Raw genomic sequence first — 14,998 nt, 5'->3', positions numbered from 1 at the left:
AAGGGGAAGCATCATGGAGAAGGAACTCGCACCCGGCCCCAGCCCCTGGAAACGCCGTTTCATCGTGCTCTTCCTGCTCGCCGTCGCCCTGCCCGGGCTGATCGGTCTCGCCCTGCTCCGTCGTTTCAGCGTCGACGAAGCGGTCGATTACGCCAGCCCGACCGAGCACTTCAAGTACGGGTCGACTGGCGGCGAGCACGAGATGGGTTTCCCCTACTGGATCTGGCGCGCCCTGCCCGAAGTCTGCCCGCAATACCTGCCGGGCAAGGGCTACCAGTCGCTCGGCATGGTCTACGAGAAGAACCGCGACGGCAGCCCGCGCGACCTCCCGGTCGGCACCTCGAAGCGCCGCTACCAGGGCATCGACCGCGTCTTCGTCAATTGCGCCGTCTGCCACGTCAGCACCGTGCGCACCGCGGCCGACCAGCCACCGAACATTGTCCTCGGCATGCCGGCGGCGACCTTCAACATGAAGGGTTTCGAGGAATTCTTCTTCCGCTGCGCCGCCGACCCAAAATTTTCCAAGGAATACATCCTGCCCGAGATCGCCCGCCAAGGCGGCGACCTCGACCTGCTCGACCGCTACCTGGTCTATCCCGCCGCCATCGCCATCATGCGCGACCGGGTCCTGGCCCTGGCCGGGCGTTTCGACTGGGTGTTCAAGCAGCAGGAATGGGGGCCGGGCCGGGTCGACACCTTCAATTCGGCCAAGGTCATCTTCAATTTCCCGATGGCCCATCTCGACCCCAGGGAATTCGACGCCCCTGCCGACTTCCCCTCGATCTGGCGACAGCGGCAGCGCAAGGAGCCGAAGGAAATGCAGCTGCACTGGGACGGCAACAACACCACGGTCGAGGAACGCAACAAGAGCGCCGCCTTTGGTACCGGGACGACGCCACCGACCCTCGACACCGCCCGCATCAAGCGCGTCGAGGCGTGGATCATGGATGCCGCCCCGCCGCCCTTCACCGACTACTTCACCATCGACCGCGGCCTCGCGGCCCAGGGTGCCCCGCTCTACAAGACCTACTGCACCGCCTGCCACGGCGCCTCGGGCAGCGATTTCAGCGGCGAATACGTCGGCACCGTCGAGCCGCTGGCCAAAATCGGCACCGACCGCCGCCGCCTCGATTCCTACACCTACACCCTGGCCGTGAACCAGGCCACGCTCTACGCCGGCTACCCGTGGCGCTTCACGCATTTCCAGAAGACCCACGGCTACGCCAACATGCCGCTCGACGGCCTCTGGCTGCGCGCCCCCTACCTGCACAACGGCTCGGTGCCCAGCCTGCGCGACCTACTCGAACCGGCCGCCCGGCGCCCGAAAGCCTTCTATCGCGGCAACGACGTCTATGACCCGGTGAAAGTCGGTTTCGTCTCGAACATCAGCGAAGCCGGCGGCAAGAAATTCTTCCGCCTCGACACCGCCCTGCCCGGCAACGGCAACGGCGGCCACGAGGGCAAGGCCTACGGCACCGAACTGAGCGCCGGCGAAAAGGCCGCGCTCGTCGAGTTCCTCAAGACATTCTGAGAGGCACGCCATCATGACCTGCTCCAGCTCCTGCAAGACCTGGCTCAAATACGCCGCACTCGGCCTCGCCACCGTCGCCGTCATCGGCGGCATGATCGGCTACGACCGCGGCTTCCGCCAGTATCCGCAGCCCGACTGGGTGACCGCGACGCCGGAAATGCGCTTCAAGTACGGCTCGATCGGCGCCGAGACCGACGCCGGCGTGCCCTACTGGATTTTCTATGTACTGCCCCGGATCTTTCCGGAAAAGCTGACCCAGGACGGCCTGGTCATCCCCGGCGGCTACGCCTCACTCGGCGTTTCGTGGGAACAGGGCCAGGAACTGCCGATCGGCTTCACCAAGAAAACCATCGGCTTCGCCCGCGTCGCCAACAACTGCGCCGTCTGCCACACCACCAGCTATCGCGAGAAAATCGACTCGAACCCGGTCTTCGTCGTCGGCGGCTCGGCCCACACGACCAATGTCGAAGGCTTCTTCCGCTACCTCATCGACTGCGCCAAGGACCCCCGTTTCAATGCCGACATCCTGATGGCCGAGATCAACCGGGTAACCCATCTGGACTGGATCGACCAGCTGCTCTACCGTTTCCTGATCATCCCGATCACCAAGAAGCGCCTGCTCGAACGCGAAGCGCAGTTCGCCTGGATCTACCGCAAGGACTTCCCGGAATGGGGCCGCGGCCGCGACGATGCGATGAACCTGACCAAGTACTTCATGATCAAGGCGCCGATGGACGACACCTTCGGCCCGACCGACATGCCCTCGGTATGGAACCTCAAGAAATACGTCTGGGAAAAGGGCCACCGGATGAACTACGCCGGCGACAGCAACGACCCCTACTCGGTGATCATGGATTCCGCCCTCGGCGTGCTCGGCGCCCCGCCCGCCAACAAGGCCGACTTTCTCGACCAGGTTAAATGGCTGCAGGACTACCTTTCCGCATTGCCGCCGCCCAAATACCCCTTCCCGATCAACGCAGCCCGTGCCGCCGCCGGCATGACGGTATTTGACGCCAACTGCGCTGCCTGCCATGCCAGCGAAAAGACCGGCACACCGCTCCCCCTGGCCGATGTCGGCACCGACCGTGGCCGGCTCGACTCCTGGAACAAGGGCGCCGCCATCAAGGCCAATCAGGTCGTCAAGGAGATGGGCCTGGAACGCAAGGGCCTGGTCGAAGAAGACCTCATCGGCTACGTCGCCCCCTTCCTCGATGGCATCTGGCTCAAGGCGCCCTACCTGCACAACGGCTCGGTGCCCACCCTGCGCGACCTGCTCGAACCAGCCGCCAAGCGCCCCAAACTATTCTGGCGCGGCTACGACGTTTATGACCAGACGAAAGTCGGCTTCGTCAGCGATTCGCCGGAAGCCAAACGCGTCGGCACCCGACTCGACACGTCGACCATGGGCGGCGGCAATCAGGGGCACGAGTTTGGCACGGGGTTGTCGACGGCGGAGAAGGACGCGCTAGTGGAGTATTTGAAGACGCTTTAGCGCCGATTAACTGCAAGGGTCTCGCGGTTGGGCCCGGGAGGCTTGCACCATGAAAGACGAGAACTGCCACCCCGCCCCCACCAACGAGGCCGCGGACGAGTCACCCGTGGTCGAGGTGGTAATCGAGGTGCCACGCGGTTGTTTCCTGAAACGCGGCTCCACCGGGCACATCGATTTCATCTCGCCCCTGCCGTGTCCGTTCAACTACGGCTCGGTGCCGAATTATCTGGGGCTTGAAGGCGATCTGCTCGATGCGCTGGTGCTCGGGCCGCGTTTGCCCCTCGGTACGCGACTTCGGATCAGGGCCTGGGGCGCGGTGACCTTGACCGACCGCGGCATGAGCGACGACAAACTGGTCTGCAGCACCGCCCCGCTGACCGCGGCGGAGCGCGAAAAGGTGCTCCGCTTCTTCCGCTTCTACGCGCGCTGCAAGGCATTACTCAACCACTGGCGCCGCCGCCCGGGCCGCAATGCCTGCGAGGGCTGGCGTACGGCGAGCGAGGCGATCGCTCGTGCCGCCCCCGTTGACGGCAACTGGAAAGGGCCTCCGGTCAGGTTTTGAGATTTTCTGGCGCGACAGATCAGCCAAACGGTCTCACGCCGATCAGCCAGCCATGCAGGTAGGCAGCGAACAATGCCCAGGCGGCTGCACCGATGATGACCACCAATGCATCGCGCGCCGCGGTGCCAGAACGAGCCTTCGCTTCAGCGGTCGGTTCGCGCCGCCGGGCGGCGGCAAAATCGAGGACGGCCCAGATGAAGAAGGCGCCGAACAGCACCATGGCATGAGTGCGACCGTTGGCGATGAGATGCGCGAAGGCCCAGATCGCCACGCCCAGGATCATCGGATGGCCCACCACCGCCTTGATTCGGCTGCCGGGCACATAGGCGGCGACCAGCAGCACGAAGGCGGGAAGCGTCAGCAAAGCCGCCAGGTGGCCGGTCCACCGCGGCGGATGCCAGAGAAACTGGGCCTCAGCGCCGGCCAGCCCGAAACCCCAGACAGTCAGCCCCAGCCCCAGTGCGGAAAGCAGCGCGTACAAGCCTTTCCAGGGTTTCTCGCCAAGCCGGGCGATCTGCCTGCCGCGCCAGCCTTCGGCGACGATTCGAATGGAATGGGTGGCGAGAAAGAGCAGCAGGCCAATCAACAGTATCAGCATGGTCTGTTCCTTGAAGGGTGATTAGTAACCATCGTCCAGCGCCTGCTCGAATCATGTCATGGAGATTGTCGCATGCAGGCGGCCCTGTCAGCAGACGCGATGCCACGAGCAAAGGCGGCACCTGCTGCTACGGCAACACCGGCGCCGGTAACTGGCCAGACATCGAAATCGGTGGCCCCGGCTTCTGCGTCCCCGCCCAACGCTGGAGCGGCGGGTCGAATTCAAGGTCATCGGTTGCTGAGCGGTGCAGGTAGCACCGTCAGCGAGCGTTACAAAGAATGCCAGGAAGTGAAACAGACCGCTTGCCGGTCGCCCGCTAAAGTCATTCCACCGACCCAACCGCAGAAGGAGAAACCATGGAAAAGACAAAGAGCAAGGCCAGCAAATTTCTCAAGCTCGACCGCCTCGGCCAGCGCATTCTCCACGCCACCCGCGCCATTTCCCGGCGGCGCAAGGAACGCGCCGCACGGGCTTTCGAGCGCAGCCTGCTGCCGCTGACCTGAACGAATCAACCCCGAGCGATCGGCGGAAACCCGGAAAACCCGGTCAATCCGCCGATTTTTCGTGGACGATGCGCACGGCGCGCTGCGGGTAGGGAATCTCGACCCCGTGTTCGCGGAAGCTGCGCCAGATGGCGAGGTTGATGTCGGAGACGACATTGCCCTTGCCCTCTTCCGGATCGGCGATCCAGAAGCCCACTTCAAGATGGATGGCGCTGTCGGCAAACTGGGTCAGGAAGGCTTTCGGCGCCGGCTCGGCCTGGACCCGCGGTTGGGCCGCCGCGGCCTCGGCCATCAGGCGCATGGCCAGTTCGAGATCGCAGTCGTAGGCGACGCCGACCGTGGTCGCCAGGCGCAGGCTGGAGTCCGAATAAGTCTGGTTCTGGACCGTAGTGCCGATCAGCGTTTCATTGGGGACGATGAATTCGGTGCCACCCGGGTGCTTGAGCACGGTATAGCGCGTCGTGATCTGGGTGACCTGCCCGGCGTCGGCGCCGACCTGGATGATGTTGCCGATGCGGATCGAGCGGTCGAGCAGGATGATGAAGCCCGAGACGTAATTGCTGGCGATCTTCTGCAGGCCGAAACCGAGACCGACGCCGAGGGCGCCAGTAAACACCGAGAGTGCCGTCATGTCGATGCCGACCAGCGCCAGGCTGGCGACGATCGCGACCACCGTCAATAGCGCCTTGGCGACGCGGATGCCGACGATGCGCAGGCTGGAGTCCAGGGTATCGATCCGCATCAGCCGCGACTCGAACAGACCGGCAATCCACAGGGCGAGGACGACGGTCAGGAAGACGGTGAGCAGCCCGTGGACGATCTGCCACAGGTCAACCCGCTGCTTGCCGATGGCGAATTCGACCTGCTCCAGCGAATCGATGAAATACGGCGCGAGATCGGTGATGTAGAGCGCCAGCCAGCCCCAGACCAGGGTCGCGATGATGCGCTCCCAGGTGGTTAGCCAGGTGGCGCGCGGAAAGGCCTGGCGCAGCACGAAGACAACGCCGCGCACGAGAGCCATCGAACCGAGCAGCGGCAAAGCCAGCTTGAGCAGATTGACATGGAAGAAGGGTTTCAGCGCCAGCCGGGTGATGCCGACTAGTACCATCCCGGTCAGCGGAAAAGCCAGCCGGGAACCGGCATCGCTCAAGCGGCCGGCGCCCTCGGCGTGGCGTTTCTGCCACCAGCCGGCGATCACGAAAGCCAGGCCGAGGCAGGCCACCAGCGCCACCACCTGCCAGATGAAATCGGGGTCGCTGAAGTCCGCCCAGAGATCGTTGAACAGTTGTAGCGCCGGGTTCTTCTGGCTCATGCCTGGCGGTCCAGGACGGCAGCGAAGAAGCCGTCGGTATTGTGCTGGTGCGGCAGCAGGCGCAGGGTATCGCCTTCAAGTTGTATGCCGTGCTTGGCCAGGATACCAGCCGCCGGGGTCAGCTTGAAGTCGGGATGGCTGGCCAGGAAGGCCTCGATGATCGCGTCGTTCTCCGCGGTCAGCAGACTGCAGGTGGCGTACACCAGGCGGCCGCCCGGGCGCACCATCTTGGCGGCGGCGTCGAGGATGGCCGCCTGCTTGACGGTCAGCTCGGCCACCGAATCTTCGCTCTGCCGCCATTTGAGGTCGGGGTTGCGGCGCAGCGTGCCAAGGCCGGAACAGGGCGCGTCGACCAGCACGCGGTCGGCCTTGCCGGCCAGGCGCTTGATCTTGGTGTCGCGCTCGTGCTCGATGCGGGCCGGATGCACGTTGGAGAGGCCGGAGCGGGCCAGGCGCGGCTTCAGCTTGGCGAGGCGCTTGTCGGAGACGTCGTAGGCGTAGAGGCGACCGGTGTTCTTCATCAGGGCGCCGAGCAACAAGGTCTTGCCCCCGGCTCCGGCGCAGAAATCGACGACCATTTCGCCGCGTTTCGGCTCGAGCAGGTAGCCGAGCAACTGGCTGCCTTCGTCCTGGACCTCGAAGGCGCCTTCCAGGAACAGCGGATGCTTGGCCAGGGCCGGCTTGTCCCGCAGGCGGATGGCGGTCGGCGACAGCGGGCCGGGCACGGCGGCGATGTCGTCGGCGGCGAGGCGGGCGAGCACTTCCTCGCGCGTCGTCTTCAGCGTATTGACCCGCAGGTCGAGCGGCGCCGGCAGGTTCAGGGCGTGCGCCAGCTTCTCGGTTTCCTCCGCCCCGAACTGGGCTTCGAGCCGGGTGTAGAGCCAGTCCGGCAGGTCGTTGCGCACGGCCGGGGCGAATTCGCTCTCCGGCATCGCCTTGGCCGCGGCCAGCCATTCTTCGTCGCTGGCCTTCAAGACCGGCGCCAGTTCGCGCTGGCTCCAGCCACGGGTCACGGCGAGAGCGGCGAGCAGCCGGCTGCGATCGCTGAGCTTGCCGGCGCAACGCGCCTCCAGGCTGCGCCCGCGACGCAACACGGCGAACACGGTTTCGGCAACGAAGGCGCGGTCGGCATGGCCCAGTTCGCGGTGTTCGCGGAAATAGCGCGAGACGACGGCGTCGGCCGGGTGGTCGAAACGCAGCAACTGGCCGAGAACGGCCTCGGCATGGGCAAACAGGGCGGGTGTGAAGCGGGCTTTCATGGCATTCCTAATTCGGTGGCGACCTGCTCGAAGCTTTCGCCCTTTTTATCGGTGAAGCGGATTTTAACCGGCAAGCGCGCCCGATCGAGCGCGATCCAGATTTCGGTGACGTTATCGGTCATCGCCCGCAGGTGCAGGGTACGAAAACGGCCGGCCGGCACTTCGATCTCTTCCTCGCCCAGCGAATCAAGCTCGTAACGCTCGTATTTCTTGCCGGTAACGACGCCCAGGCTGCTGCCCTCGGCCAGCTTGCCGAGATAAGCCAACTGGTAAGTCAGCGACAGGATGTCCTGGGCACCGGGCGCGATCGGCCGCAGGCTGCCGTCGCGGGAGAGGCGCACTTCGCGGCTCGCCCAGTCGAAATCGGCGTTTTCGTTGGCATCCTTGCCGTTCTTCAGGCTGCGGAAACGCTCCGGCTGCAGGCCGCCGGCGACCAGCCGGCCACTGCTTTCCTGTTCCAGGCGCGCCGGCCGCAGCAGGGCCGCCAGACCGCTGGTCTCGGTCACCCCGCTCAGCCGGTAACGGCCGTCCTCGGTGAATTCCCAGCGATGCTCGGCGCGCCCGACCTGCAAGCCCAGCGATTCCTTGTAGATCGCGAAGCGGATCACGCCGCTGGCCGGCAGCACCGGCTTGGCCGGCTCGGAAACGGCAAGCGTCGGAGGCGCTACGGTTTCCGGGGCGGCTTCCGGCACGTCGGCCACCGGCACTTCGACCGGCTCCGCCACGGTCGCCGGCGAGGGCTTGGCGGTGGCCAGCGGGCCGGGCTTGGCCGGCCGGGCCGGCGGCTTTCCGGCCGGGCGCACCGCCTCGGGCACCGGCGGCGGTGGCGGCGGCTGGATTTCCGCTTGCAGGGGCAGCGGCTCCGGGCCACCGCCGAACAATTCGACATCCGTTCCGAACAGCGCGACGCCGTGGATGGCCAGCGAACCGACCAGGGCGACGAGCAGGACGATCGGCATCGCGGCTCAGCGCACCTCGGGCGAAATCAGCACGGCGCCTTCGGCCATCCCGGCGTCGAGGCGAACCCGGCCGCCCTCGAGGCGCAGGCGCCCCTCGGCGAACCAGCGCACGGCCTGCGGATAGACCTTGTGCTCCTCACACAGCACGCGGGCAGCCAGCGTCGCTTCGCTGTCGCCGTCGAGGACCGGCACGGCGGCCTGGATGATGACCGGGCCGTGGTCCAGGGTCGGCGTCACGAAATGCACGGTGCAGCCGTGGATGCGCACCCCCTCGTCGAGCGCCCGCTGATGGGTGTGCAGGCCGGGGAATGAGGGCAGCAGCGAGGGGTGGATATTGACCAGCCGGCCTTCGTAATGGCGCACGAAACCGTCGCTCAGGATGCGCATGAAACCGGCGAGCACCACCAGGTCGGGCGCGAACTGGTCGATGCACTCGGCCAGCGCGGCGTCGAAGGACTCACGCCCGGCAAAGGCCTTGTGGTTGACGAAATGGGTGACGATGCCGGCGCGGGCGGCCGTCTCCAGGCCAGCGGCATCCGGCCGGTTGCTGATCACGGCAGCGATGTTGACGGGCAGATCGCCGGCATCGCGGGCGGCGATCAGGGCCTCCATGTTGCTGCCGCGGCCGGAAATCAGGATGACGATATTCTTCATTTCAAAAAACTCACCGGTAAAAAAATGGTGCTGACCACGGACTGGCTCAGCCGGGAAAAAGTGCGGCCGTTACGATCGGCGACGATCTTGGCCATGAAATCGAGCAGGCCCATCAGGCGGCCAAATTCGCGTTCGAAGGAGAGGTTGCGGTTGGCCGGATCGAGCTCGTTGGCGAGCAGGAACAGTTCGCCTGCCGCGTTACGGTCGTTGCCCAGTTTCCAGACCGCGACCTCCATGTTGCGGGCGCAGTTGTAGAGCTTGTTTTCATTGAGGCCATCGAGAATGTAGAACTCTTCCTTGTATTCAAACGCCGCATCGGCCATGGTCAGCAGGCCCAGCATCAGGGCCGCGACGCGATCGCCGGTATAGGTTTCGCTGAAGGCCAGCGCCGCGGCCTGCCCTTCGCGCAGGCCGCCGAGTTCCGGCAGGCTGCGGTAGAAGCGGTTCTTCAGCCGCTCGAGTGCCGCCTCGCGGCTGGTCACCCCGGCCTTCTTCCATTCCTTGGGGTTGCGCCGGTATAGCTTGTCGGCAATCAGCATCAGGCCGCTCATGACCTCGGCGCGATTGGTATCAGCGATGCGGTCGACCTCGGTTTTCAACAGATATTTGGCATCGACCGCCGATTCGGTCCGTCCATCCTTGCCCATCTTGGTGGTGCAGGCCGTCAGCGTCAAAGCCAGCAGGACGGCCAGCCAGCGCATCAGGCTGCCTTGCTCTTCACATAGCCGATTCCGATCGGGATCAGCGAGGAAATGATGATGCCGATGATGATCAACGACAGATTGGCCTTGACCCAAGGGATGTTGCCCAGCCAGAAACCGGCCAGGCACAGCGAAACGACCCAGCCGACGGCGCCGATCAGGTTGAAGAGCGTGAATTTGGCGTAGGACATTTCACCGATCCCCGCCACGAACGGGGCAAAGGTCCGGAACAGCGGCAGGAAGCGCGAAATCACCAGCGTCTTGCCGCCATGCTTCTCGTAGAAGGCATGCGTCTTGATCAGCGCATTGCGGTTGAAGAAGCGCGAATTTTCCCAGTGGAAGACCTTGGGGCCGAGGAAGCGGCCGATCTGGTAATTAAGCATGTTGCCGAGGATGGCCGCCGCCGACAGCACACCGATCAGTACGAAGATGTCCATGCCGCCCTCACCGATCGCGGCCAGCGCCCCGGCCACGAAAAGCAGCGAGTCGCCGGGCAGGAAAGGCGTGACGACGAAGCCGGTTTCGGAAAAGATGATCACGAACAGGATGCCGTAGATCCACAGCCCGTATTGCTGGACCAGCACCGCCAGATGCTTGTCGAGGTGAAGGACGATATCGATGAACTGGGAAAGGATTTCCATGCGCTCGCGCCGGGGTTGGGAAAGCCGAGATTCTACCGCAAGCTATAATCCGGCCATGCCGACGATTGCCCGCCTTCCCGACCTGCTGATCAGCCAGATTGCCGCAGGTGAAGTGGTCGAAAGACCCGCCTCCGTTCTCAAGGAACTGCTCGAAAATAGCCTCGACGCCGGCAGCAAGGCGATCCAGGTCCATCTCGAAGAAGGCGGGGTCAAGCTGATCCGCGTCACCGACGACGGCTGCGGCATCGCCAAGGAGCAACTGGCGCTGGCCCTGACCCGCCACGCGACCTCGAAGATCGTCTCGCTCGACGATCTCGAACGCGTCGCCTCGCTCGGTTTTCGCGGCGAAGCGCTGGCTTCTGTGGCCTCGGTCGCCCGCTTGGCGATCAGCAGCCGCGAACGCGGCGCCAGCCACGCCTGGAAACTCAAGGCCGAAGCGAACGCCGAGCCCGAACCGGCGGCCCTGATGGCCGGCACCGTGGTCGAGATGCGCGACCTCTATTACAACACCCCGGCCCGCCGCAAGTTCCTCAAGGCCGAGGGCACCGAGTTCGCGCACTGCGCCGATGCCGTCAAGCGCCTGGCGCTGACCCGGCCCGACGTCGCCTTCAGCTTGACCCACAACGGCCGCAACTTGTTCCAGCTCGCCCGGCCGACAGCGCCCGGCGCATCGCCGACATCCTCGGCGACGATTTCCTGGGCGCCGCCCGCACCCTCGAGGCCGCCGCCGGCCCGCTCGCCATCGCCGGCTTCGCGATCGACCCGACCCGCGCCACCGACGCCAAGGACGGCCAGTACGTCTTCGTCAACGGCCGTTTCGTGCGCGACAAGGTGATCGCCCACGCCCTGCGCGAAGCCTACCGCGACGTCTTGCACGGCAGCCGGCAGCCGGCCGTCTGCCTGTTCGTCACTATCGATCCGGCGCTGGTCGATGTGAATGTCCATCCGGCGAAGACCGAAGTCCGCTTCCGTGATTCGCGGGCCATGCATCAGTTTGTCTTCCACGCCATCCAGCGCACGCTGGCGGCGCCGGTCGAGAGCAGCGCCGGCGCGCCGCTGCCGGCTGCCGCCCAGCCCGCGCCGGGGACGTCGGCCGCAGGCGAAACGAGCGCCGTGGCTGCCGATTTCCGTTCGCCGGCCAGTTATGCCCCGCCGTTGCGCCATCAGGGCTCACTCGGCGTCGGCGAACCGGCCGCCGCGGCCTACCTGGCTTTCGCCCGCGCAGCCCAGGACATCGGCCAATCGCCCGCCCCGCACAGCGAAGTCGCCCCGCAATTCCAGCCCGCCGCCCCCGCTGAGCAAAATAGCCCGCCGCTCGGCTACGCCCTGGCCCAGCTGCACGGCATCTACATCCTGGCCCAGAACGCGCGCGGCCTGGTACTGATCGACATGCACGCGGCGCACGAGCGCATCCTCTACGAAAAGCTGAAGACCGCCTTCGACAACCGCCAGATCGCCACCCAGGCGCTGTTGATCCCGGCCGTCTTCTCGGCCGAAGCGCTCGACATTGCCGCCGTCGAGGAGCACAGCGCCGCCCTGGCCGATCTCGGCTTCTCGATCGCCCCGCTCGGCCCCAACCAGCTCGGCGTGCGCAGCGTGCCCGCGCTTCTGCAGTCGGGCGACCCTGCGGCGCTGGCCCGCTCGCTGATCGCCGAGCTGCGCGAACACGGCATTACCCAGCTCGCCACGGCGCGGCGCAACGAACTGCTCGCCACCATGGCCTGCCACGGTGCGGTGCGCGCCCGCCGCCTGCTCACCGTCCCGGAAATGAACGCCCTGCTGCGCCAGATGGAAGACACCGAACGCGCCGGCCAATGCAACCACGGCCGGCCGACGTGGACCGAGCTGACGATGGACCAGTTGGACAAGCTGTTCTTGCGCGGCCAGTAAACCAAGGGCACGGCTGAAGCAGACTTCAAAACCATTCAGAAAGGCTCCCCATGTCCATCCCCTGGCTTACGGTATTACAGAGTGTTCCCTGGTCCGATGTCATCAGCAATGCCCCCAAAGTGGCCGATGGGGCGAAGAAGCTCTGGAACACAATCGGCCGCAAGTCGTCAGCGCAGGACATCGAAACTTCGCCTGGAAACCCGGGCCACTCGCCCGAAACCCAAACGCTTGCGTCGTTACATGCGCAGATCGGGGCAATCGAGGCGGCGATGGCCGATCTGCACAATCAGCTGCTGGCATCCTCCGAGCTGATCAAGGCGCTCGCCGAGCAGAATGCGCTGCTCATTGCACAGGCGGAGGCCATGCGGGTGCGCCTGCGCTGGATGCTGGCGGCCATGGTCGCCATCGGCATTGCGACCGCCTACGGTCTGGTGCGGACCTTTTTAAACTAAGCGCTAACGATCGTCATCCTGCCAGCGCCTGCCGGCAATCGGCGCCCCGTCAGGCCGCCGTTACACTCGTGGCCTGGCGAATCGGCAGCCAGAGGGTGAAGGTGCTGCCCTGCCCGAGCTGGCTGGCGACTTCGATCCGCCCGCCGTGCTTTTCGGCAATGCCGTAGGAAACCGACAAACCGAGCCCGGTGCCCTTGCCGACCGGCTTGGTGGTAAAAAAGGGATCGAAAATGCGGACCATCAGTTCCGACGGGATACCGGCGCCGGTATCGCTGACCGCAACCCATACCTGATCGCCGACACAGCCGGATTTCAGCGTAATCCGGCCATTGCCCGTAATGGCCTGAGCGGCATTGACCAGCAGGTTCATGAAAACCTGGTTGATCTGCGACGGCCGGCACTCGACCAACGGCAGGGTGCCATATTCGCGGACGACCTCGGCCTTGTACTTGATTTCGTTGGCCACGACATTGAGCGTGCTCTCCAGGCCGGCATGGAGATCGACCCATTCCATGGCTATTTCACCGGTTCGCGAAAAGTCGCGCAGGTCCTGGACGATCCGGCGCACCCGCGCCGTGCCGTCGATCGACTCGGCAATCAGGTTGCAGATATCTTCGCGCAGGAATTCGAGATCGGCTTTGCGAGCGATCTCTGCAAACCGGCTACGGACCAGCGGCTGATCGGCGAGCAGCGGCTCGATGCCGGCCGTCATCTCGTCGATCGCGACCAGCAACTGGCCGACATAGGATTTCAGCGTGCCCAGGTTGGAATTGACGAAGCCGATCGGGTTGTTGATTTCGTGGGCCACGCCGGCCGCCAACTGGCCGATCGAGGCGAGCTTCTCGGACTGCAGCAACTGGTTGTGCGCCTCTTCCAGCTTCTGGATCAGGGCGCGCTGCGCTTCCTTTTCGCGCTGCAAGGCGCGGTTGATCCGTTCATTCTCGTGCAGGGCCATTTCCAGCGCCTGCGTCCGTTCGCGAACCTGGTTTTCCAGGGTGACGGCATTCTGGAAAATTGTGAAGGAGGAACCTTTGGCCCCCATGTCACGCTCGGCCCGGTTCATCAGCGCGTTGACCATCTTGTTGAGACGGGTCACCTCGGCTTGCAGTGCCGCCGTCTCGGGCACGGGAGGGGCGCCGGCGGGTTCAGCCATCGATCTTCTCGAGCGGGGTGCCGATCGCGATACCGGTAAATGTCTGGTTGACGTGGACACCGCCGTACTGCTCGCCGTAGGTACTGAAGCCAATCGTATTGTTGCGGTCGAAGAGGTCGGCCGTCTGCTCGGTCAGATGTTTCCGGGCGAGCTCCAGATTGCGCAGGATGCAATCGCAGCCGATGCACAGTTGAAGCGGTCCAATCTCTTCCTGGATGTGCCCGAAGGCCTGCTCGAGGTTGGAAACGATATCCGCGCCACGCGCCACGCGCAGGACCAGGCCGTCCTCGATGGCACAGAAGAAGGTCAGGCTGCCGTCGGGATTGACCTTCTGGACCGAACGCACATAGTCGGTGCCGTCGATGACGACAACGATCGGGGTTTCCGAATAGCGATCCGGCGTCAGTTCGGCGACCGTAACGCCGAGCACGCGGGCGTACTCCTCGGCGGCCGGGAGACCATTGATTTCCTTGACGACACGGTTCGTCGCATCGGCCTCGGTGACGACCAGGCGCTCCTTTTCGCTGACGAAATGCTGCGTTTTGAAGACCCGGAAGGGTAGCGGCGTGCTGACCAGGATCAGCAGGGTGCTATCGGTGTGGAAAGCCCCCTCGTGGAAGATCCAGGTACTGGCGAACTTGCGGTCGTCACCGGCCGAACCGCCGCAGAGCGGGATGTTGCCGAGGACCGACTGCAAGGTGTAGACCACCGGTTCTTCGCGCACCGACAGACCGTCGATCAGCAGGAAAGCAAAGGTATTGCTCGTCGACACCTCTGGCGAACGGCTTTCCAGACTCTGCAAAAGATTCTTGGCAAAGGTTTGCCCTGCGGAAAACTTGAATTGCTGCAGTAGCGGAAAGCGGTCGGCGGCAACGACGCAGGCGGCCGCAGGAAAACTGACGCCGGAGAGACTATGGCCGCAATAGCCGCCGGGACCGATTTCGCCCGCCGTGGTGCAGCCGAGCAGCGGTACGTCGCCGAACAGGCGATTCAATTCGTCGCCCAGTGCTTCGAGGTCGTATTCGCTGGAGCAAAAGAAGATGACCATGGCCATGTCGGGCTGGCTGACGCCGGCGTGAAATTCGCGCGCTGCCTGACGCGCGTCGACGGCACGCGTATGCGCGCGGCGGAATAGCGAATCGGTCGTCATACTGTCTCCAATATATTCAGTTAGTTATGTCCGGCGATCGGGTCTGACGTTCGGACCATTATCCCGTTTTTTCCCCGGAACAGGGGGCGAGCGCCCACCATCCATGGGAGAATTCCCACGGCACAGCCGCCGTCGGCTGTC

At 64.8% G+C, this 14,998-nt stretch carries 14 protein-coding genes and 1 pseudogene; 6 read left to right on the top strand and 9 right to left on the bottom strand.

Annotated elements, in window-relative coordinates; translation table 11 throughout:
• Positions 1–13: 13 nt before the first annotated feature.
• The 3 genes from NQE15_RS07410 to NQE15_RS07400 are packed head-to-tail and all read left to right on the top strand — an operon-like array spanning position 14 to position 3,585.
• The gene (locus tag NQE15_RS07410) at positions 14–1,531 is read left to right on the top strand and encodes a cytochrome c (RefSeq protein ID WP_265948027.1); all 1,518 of its coding nucleotides are present in this window, start codon (positions 14–16) and stop codon (positions 1,529–1,531) included.
• A gap of 13 nt (positions 1,532–1,544) precedes the next feature.
• Complete coding sequence (locus tag NQE15_RS07405; protein WP_265948025.1) at positions 1,545–3,023, top strand: c-type cytochrome; 1,479 nt, start codon at positions 1,545–1,547, stop codon at positions 3,021–3,023.
• A gap of 49 nt (positions 3,024–3,072) precedes the next feature.
• On the top strand, positions 3,073–3,585 hold the full coding sequence (locus NQE15_RS07400; protein WP_265948023.1) for an inorganic diphosphatase: 513 nt from the start codon (positions 3,073–3,075) through the stop codon (positions 3,583–3,585).
• A 19-nt stretch (positions 3,586–3,604) separates the two neighbouring features.
• Here the strand turns inward: NQE15_RS07400 and NQE15_RS07395 are convergent, their stop codons facing one another.
• The gene (locus tag NQE15_RS07395; protein ID WP_265948021.1) at positions 3,605–4,183 is read right to left on the bottom strand and encodes an NnrU family protein; all 579 of its coding nucleotides are present in this window, start codon (positions 4,181–4,183) and stop codon (positions 3,605–3,607) included.
• Positions 4,184–4,539: 356 nt separating this feature from the next.
• Here NQE15_RS07395 and NQE15_RS07390 point away from each other — a divergent pair, with 356 nt between their 5' ends.
• Positions 4,540–4,686, top strand: coding sequence for a hypothetical protein (locus tag NQE15_RS07390; RefSeq protein WP_265948018.1), 147 nt, complete (start codon positions 4,540–4,542; stop codon positions 4,684–4,686).
• A gap of 43 nt (positions 4,687–4,729) precedes the next feature.
• Here the strand turns inward: NQE15_RS07390 and NQE15_RS07385 are convergent, their stop codons facing one another.
• From NQE15_RS07385 to NQE15_RS07360, 6 genes are read right to left on the bottom strand one after another with little or no spacing between them, the layout of a single operon-like run.
• Complete coding sequence (locus NQE15_RS07385) at positions 4,730–5,998, bottom strand: mechanosensitive ion channel family protein (protein WP_265948016.1); 1,269 nt, start codon at positions 5,996–5,998, stop codon at positions 4,730–4,732.
• Complete coding sequence (locus NQE15_RS07380; RefSeq protein WP_265948012.1) at positions 5,995–7,257, bottom strand: RsmB/NOP family class I SAM-dependent RNA methyltransferase; 1,263 nt, start codon at positions 7,255–7,257, stop codon at positions 5,995–5,997. The genes NQE15_RS07385 and NQE15_RS07380 overlap by 4 nt, the downstream gene beginning before the upstream one ends.
• The gene (locus NQE15_RS07375; protein ID WP_265948010.1) at positions 7,254–8,216 is read right to left on the bottom strand and encodes a DUF3108 domain-containing protein; all 963 of its coding nucleotides are present in this window, start codon (positions 8,214–8,216) and stop codon (positions 7,254–7,256) included. Before NQE15_RS07375 ends, NQE15_RS07380 begins: the two co-directional genes overlap by 4 nt.
• A 6-nt stretch (positions 8,217–8,222) precedes the next feature.
• The gene (gene purN, locus NQE15_RS07370) at positions 8,223–8,870 is read right to left on the bottom strand and encodes a phosphoribosylglycinamide formyltransferase (RefSeq protein ID WP_265948008.1); all 648 of its coding nucleotides are present in this window, start codon (positions 8,868–8,870) and stop codon (positions 8,223–8,225) included.
• Positions 8,867–9,571, bottom strand: a complete 705-nt coding sequence (locus NQE15_RS07365; RefSeq protein ID WP_265948006.1) for a hypothetical protein — start codon at positions 9,569–9,571, stop codon at positions 8,867–8,869. The genes purN and NQE15_RS07365 overlap by 4 nt, the downstream gene beginning before the upstream one ends.
• A complete protein-coding gene (locus NQE15_RS07360) occupies positions 9,571–10,212 on the bottom strand; it encodes a DedA family protein (protein ID WP_265948004.1) in 642 nt (213 codons plus the stop codon). Before NQE15_RS07360 ends, NQE15_RS07365 begins: the two co-directional genes overlap by 1 nt.
• A 55-nt stretch (positions 10,213–10,267) precedes the next feature.
• Between NQE15_RS07360 and mutL the strand changes: the two are divergent.
• Positions 10,268–12,102, top strand: a pseudogene (gene mutL, locus NQE15_RS07355) (DNA mismatch repair endonuclease MutL).
• Positions 12,103–12,152: 50 nt separating this feature from the next.
• Positions 12,153–12,554 (top strand): hypothetical protein, encoded by a 402-nt coding sequence (locus tag NQE15_RS07350; protein ID WP_265948002.1) that lies wholly within the window; start codon positions 12,153–12,155, stop codon positions 12,552–12,554.
• Positions 12,555–12,603: 49 nt separating this feature from the next.
• On the opposite strand, the gene NQE15_RS07345 is transcribed toward NQE15_RS07350, so the two are convergent.
• Positions 12,604–13,707: an ATP-binding protein gene (locus tag NQE15_RS07345; RefSeq protein WP_265948000.1), complete on the bottom strand. Its 1,104-nt coding sequence runs from the start codon at positions 13,705–13,707 to the stop codon at positions 12,604–12,606.
• Positions 13,700–14,857, bottom strand: coding sequence for a nitric oxide-sensing protein NosP (nosP, locus tag NQE15_RS07340; RefSeq protein ID WP_265947998.1), 1,158 nt, complete (start codon positions 14,855–14,857; stop codon positions 13,700–13,702). Before nosP ends, NQE15_RS07345 begins: the two co-directional genes overlap by 8 nt.
• Positions 14,858–14,998: the final 141 nt, after the last annotated feature.

Source organism: Dechloromonas sp. A34 (assembly GCF_026261605.1).
GTDB lineage: Bacteria > Pseudomonadota > Gammaproteobacteria > Burkholderiales > Rhodocyclaceae > Azonexus.
This window is presented reverse-complemented; position numbering and strand designations above follow the sequence as displayed.

What these genes read in the sequence shown, in the direction of transcription:
- NQE15_RS07410 (WP_265948027.1), top strand. Translation starts at nt 14, where the DNA reads ATGGAGAAGGAACTCGCACCCGGCCCCAGCCCCTGGAAACGCCGTTTC.
- NQE15_RS07405 (WP_265948025.1), top strand. Translation starts at nt 1,545, where the DNA reads ATGACCTGCTCCAGCTCCTGCAAGACCTGGCTCAAATACGCCGCACTC.
- NQE15_RS07400 (WP_265948023.1), top strand. Translation starts at nt 3,073, where the DNA reads ATGAAAGACGAGAACTGCCACCCCGCCCCCACCAACGAGGCCGCGGAC.
- NQE15_RS07395 (WP_265948021.1), bottom strand. Translation starts at nt 4,183, where the DNA reads ATGCTGATACTGTTGATTGGCCTGCTGCTCTTTCTCGCCACCCATTCC.
- NQE15_RS07390 (WP_265948018.1), top strand. Translation starts at nt 4,540, where the DNA reads ATGGAAAAGACAAAGAGCAAGGCCAGCAAATTTCTCAAGCTCGACCGC.
- NQE15_RS07385 (WP_265948016.1), bottom strand. Translation starts at nt 5,998, where the DNA reads ATGAGCCAGAAGAACCCGGCGCTACAACTGTTCAACGATCTCTGGGCG.
- NQE15_RS07380 (WP_265948012.1), bottom strand. Translation starts at nt 7,257, where the DNA reads ATGAAAGCCCGCTTCACACCCGCCCTGTTTGCCCATGCCGAGGCCGTT.
- NQE15_RS07375 (WP_265948010.1), bottom strand. Translation starts at nt 8,216, where the DNA reads ATGCCGATCGTCCTGCTCGTCGCCCTGGTCGGTTCGCTGGCCATCCAC.
- purN (WP_265948008.1), bottom strand. Translation starts at nt 8,870, where the DNA reads ATGAAGAATATCGTCATCCTGATTTCCGGCCGCGGCAGCAACATGGAG.
- NQE15_RS07365 (WP_265948006.1), bottom strand. Translation starts at nt 9,571, where the DNA reads ATGCGCTGGCTGGCCGTCCTGCTGGCTTTGACGCTGACGGCCTGCACC.
- NQE15_RS07360 (WP_265948004.1), bottom strand. Translation starts at nt 10,212, where the DNA reads ATGGAAATCCTTTCCCAGTTCATCGATATCGTCCTTCACCTCGACAAG.
- NQE15_RS07350 (WP_265948002.1), top strand. Translation starts at nt 12,153, where the DNA reads ATGTCCATCCCCTGGCTTACGGTATTACAGAGTGTTCCCTGGTCCGAT.
- NQE15_RS07345 (WP_265948000.1), bottom strand. Translation starts at nt 13,707, where the DNA reads ATGGCTGAACCCGCCGGCGCCCCTCCCGTGCCCGAGACGGCGGCACTG.
- nosP (WP_265947998.1), bottom strand. Translation starts at nt 14,857, where the DNA reads ATGACGACCGATTCGCTATTCCGCCGCGCGCATACGCGTGCCGTCGAC.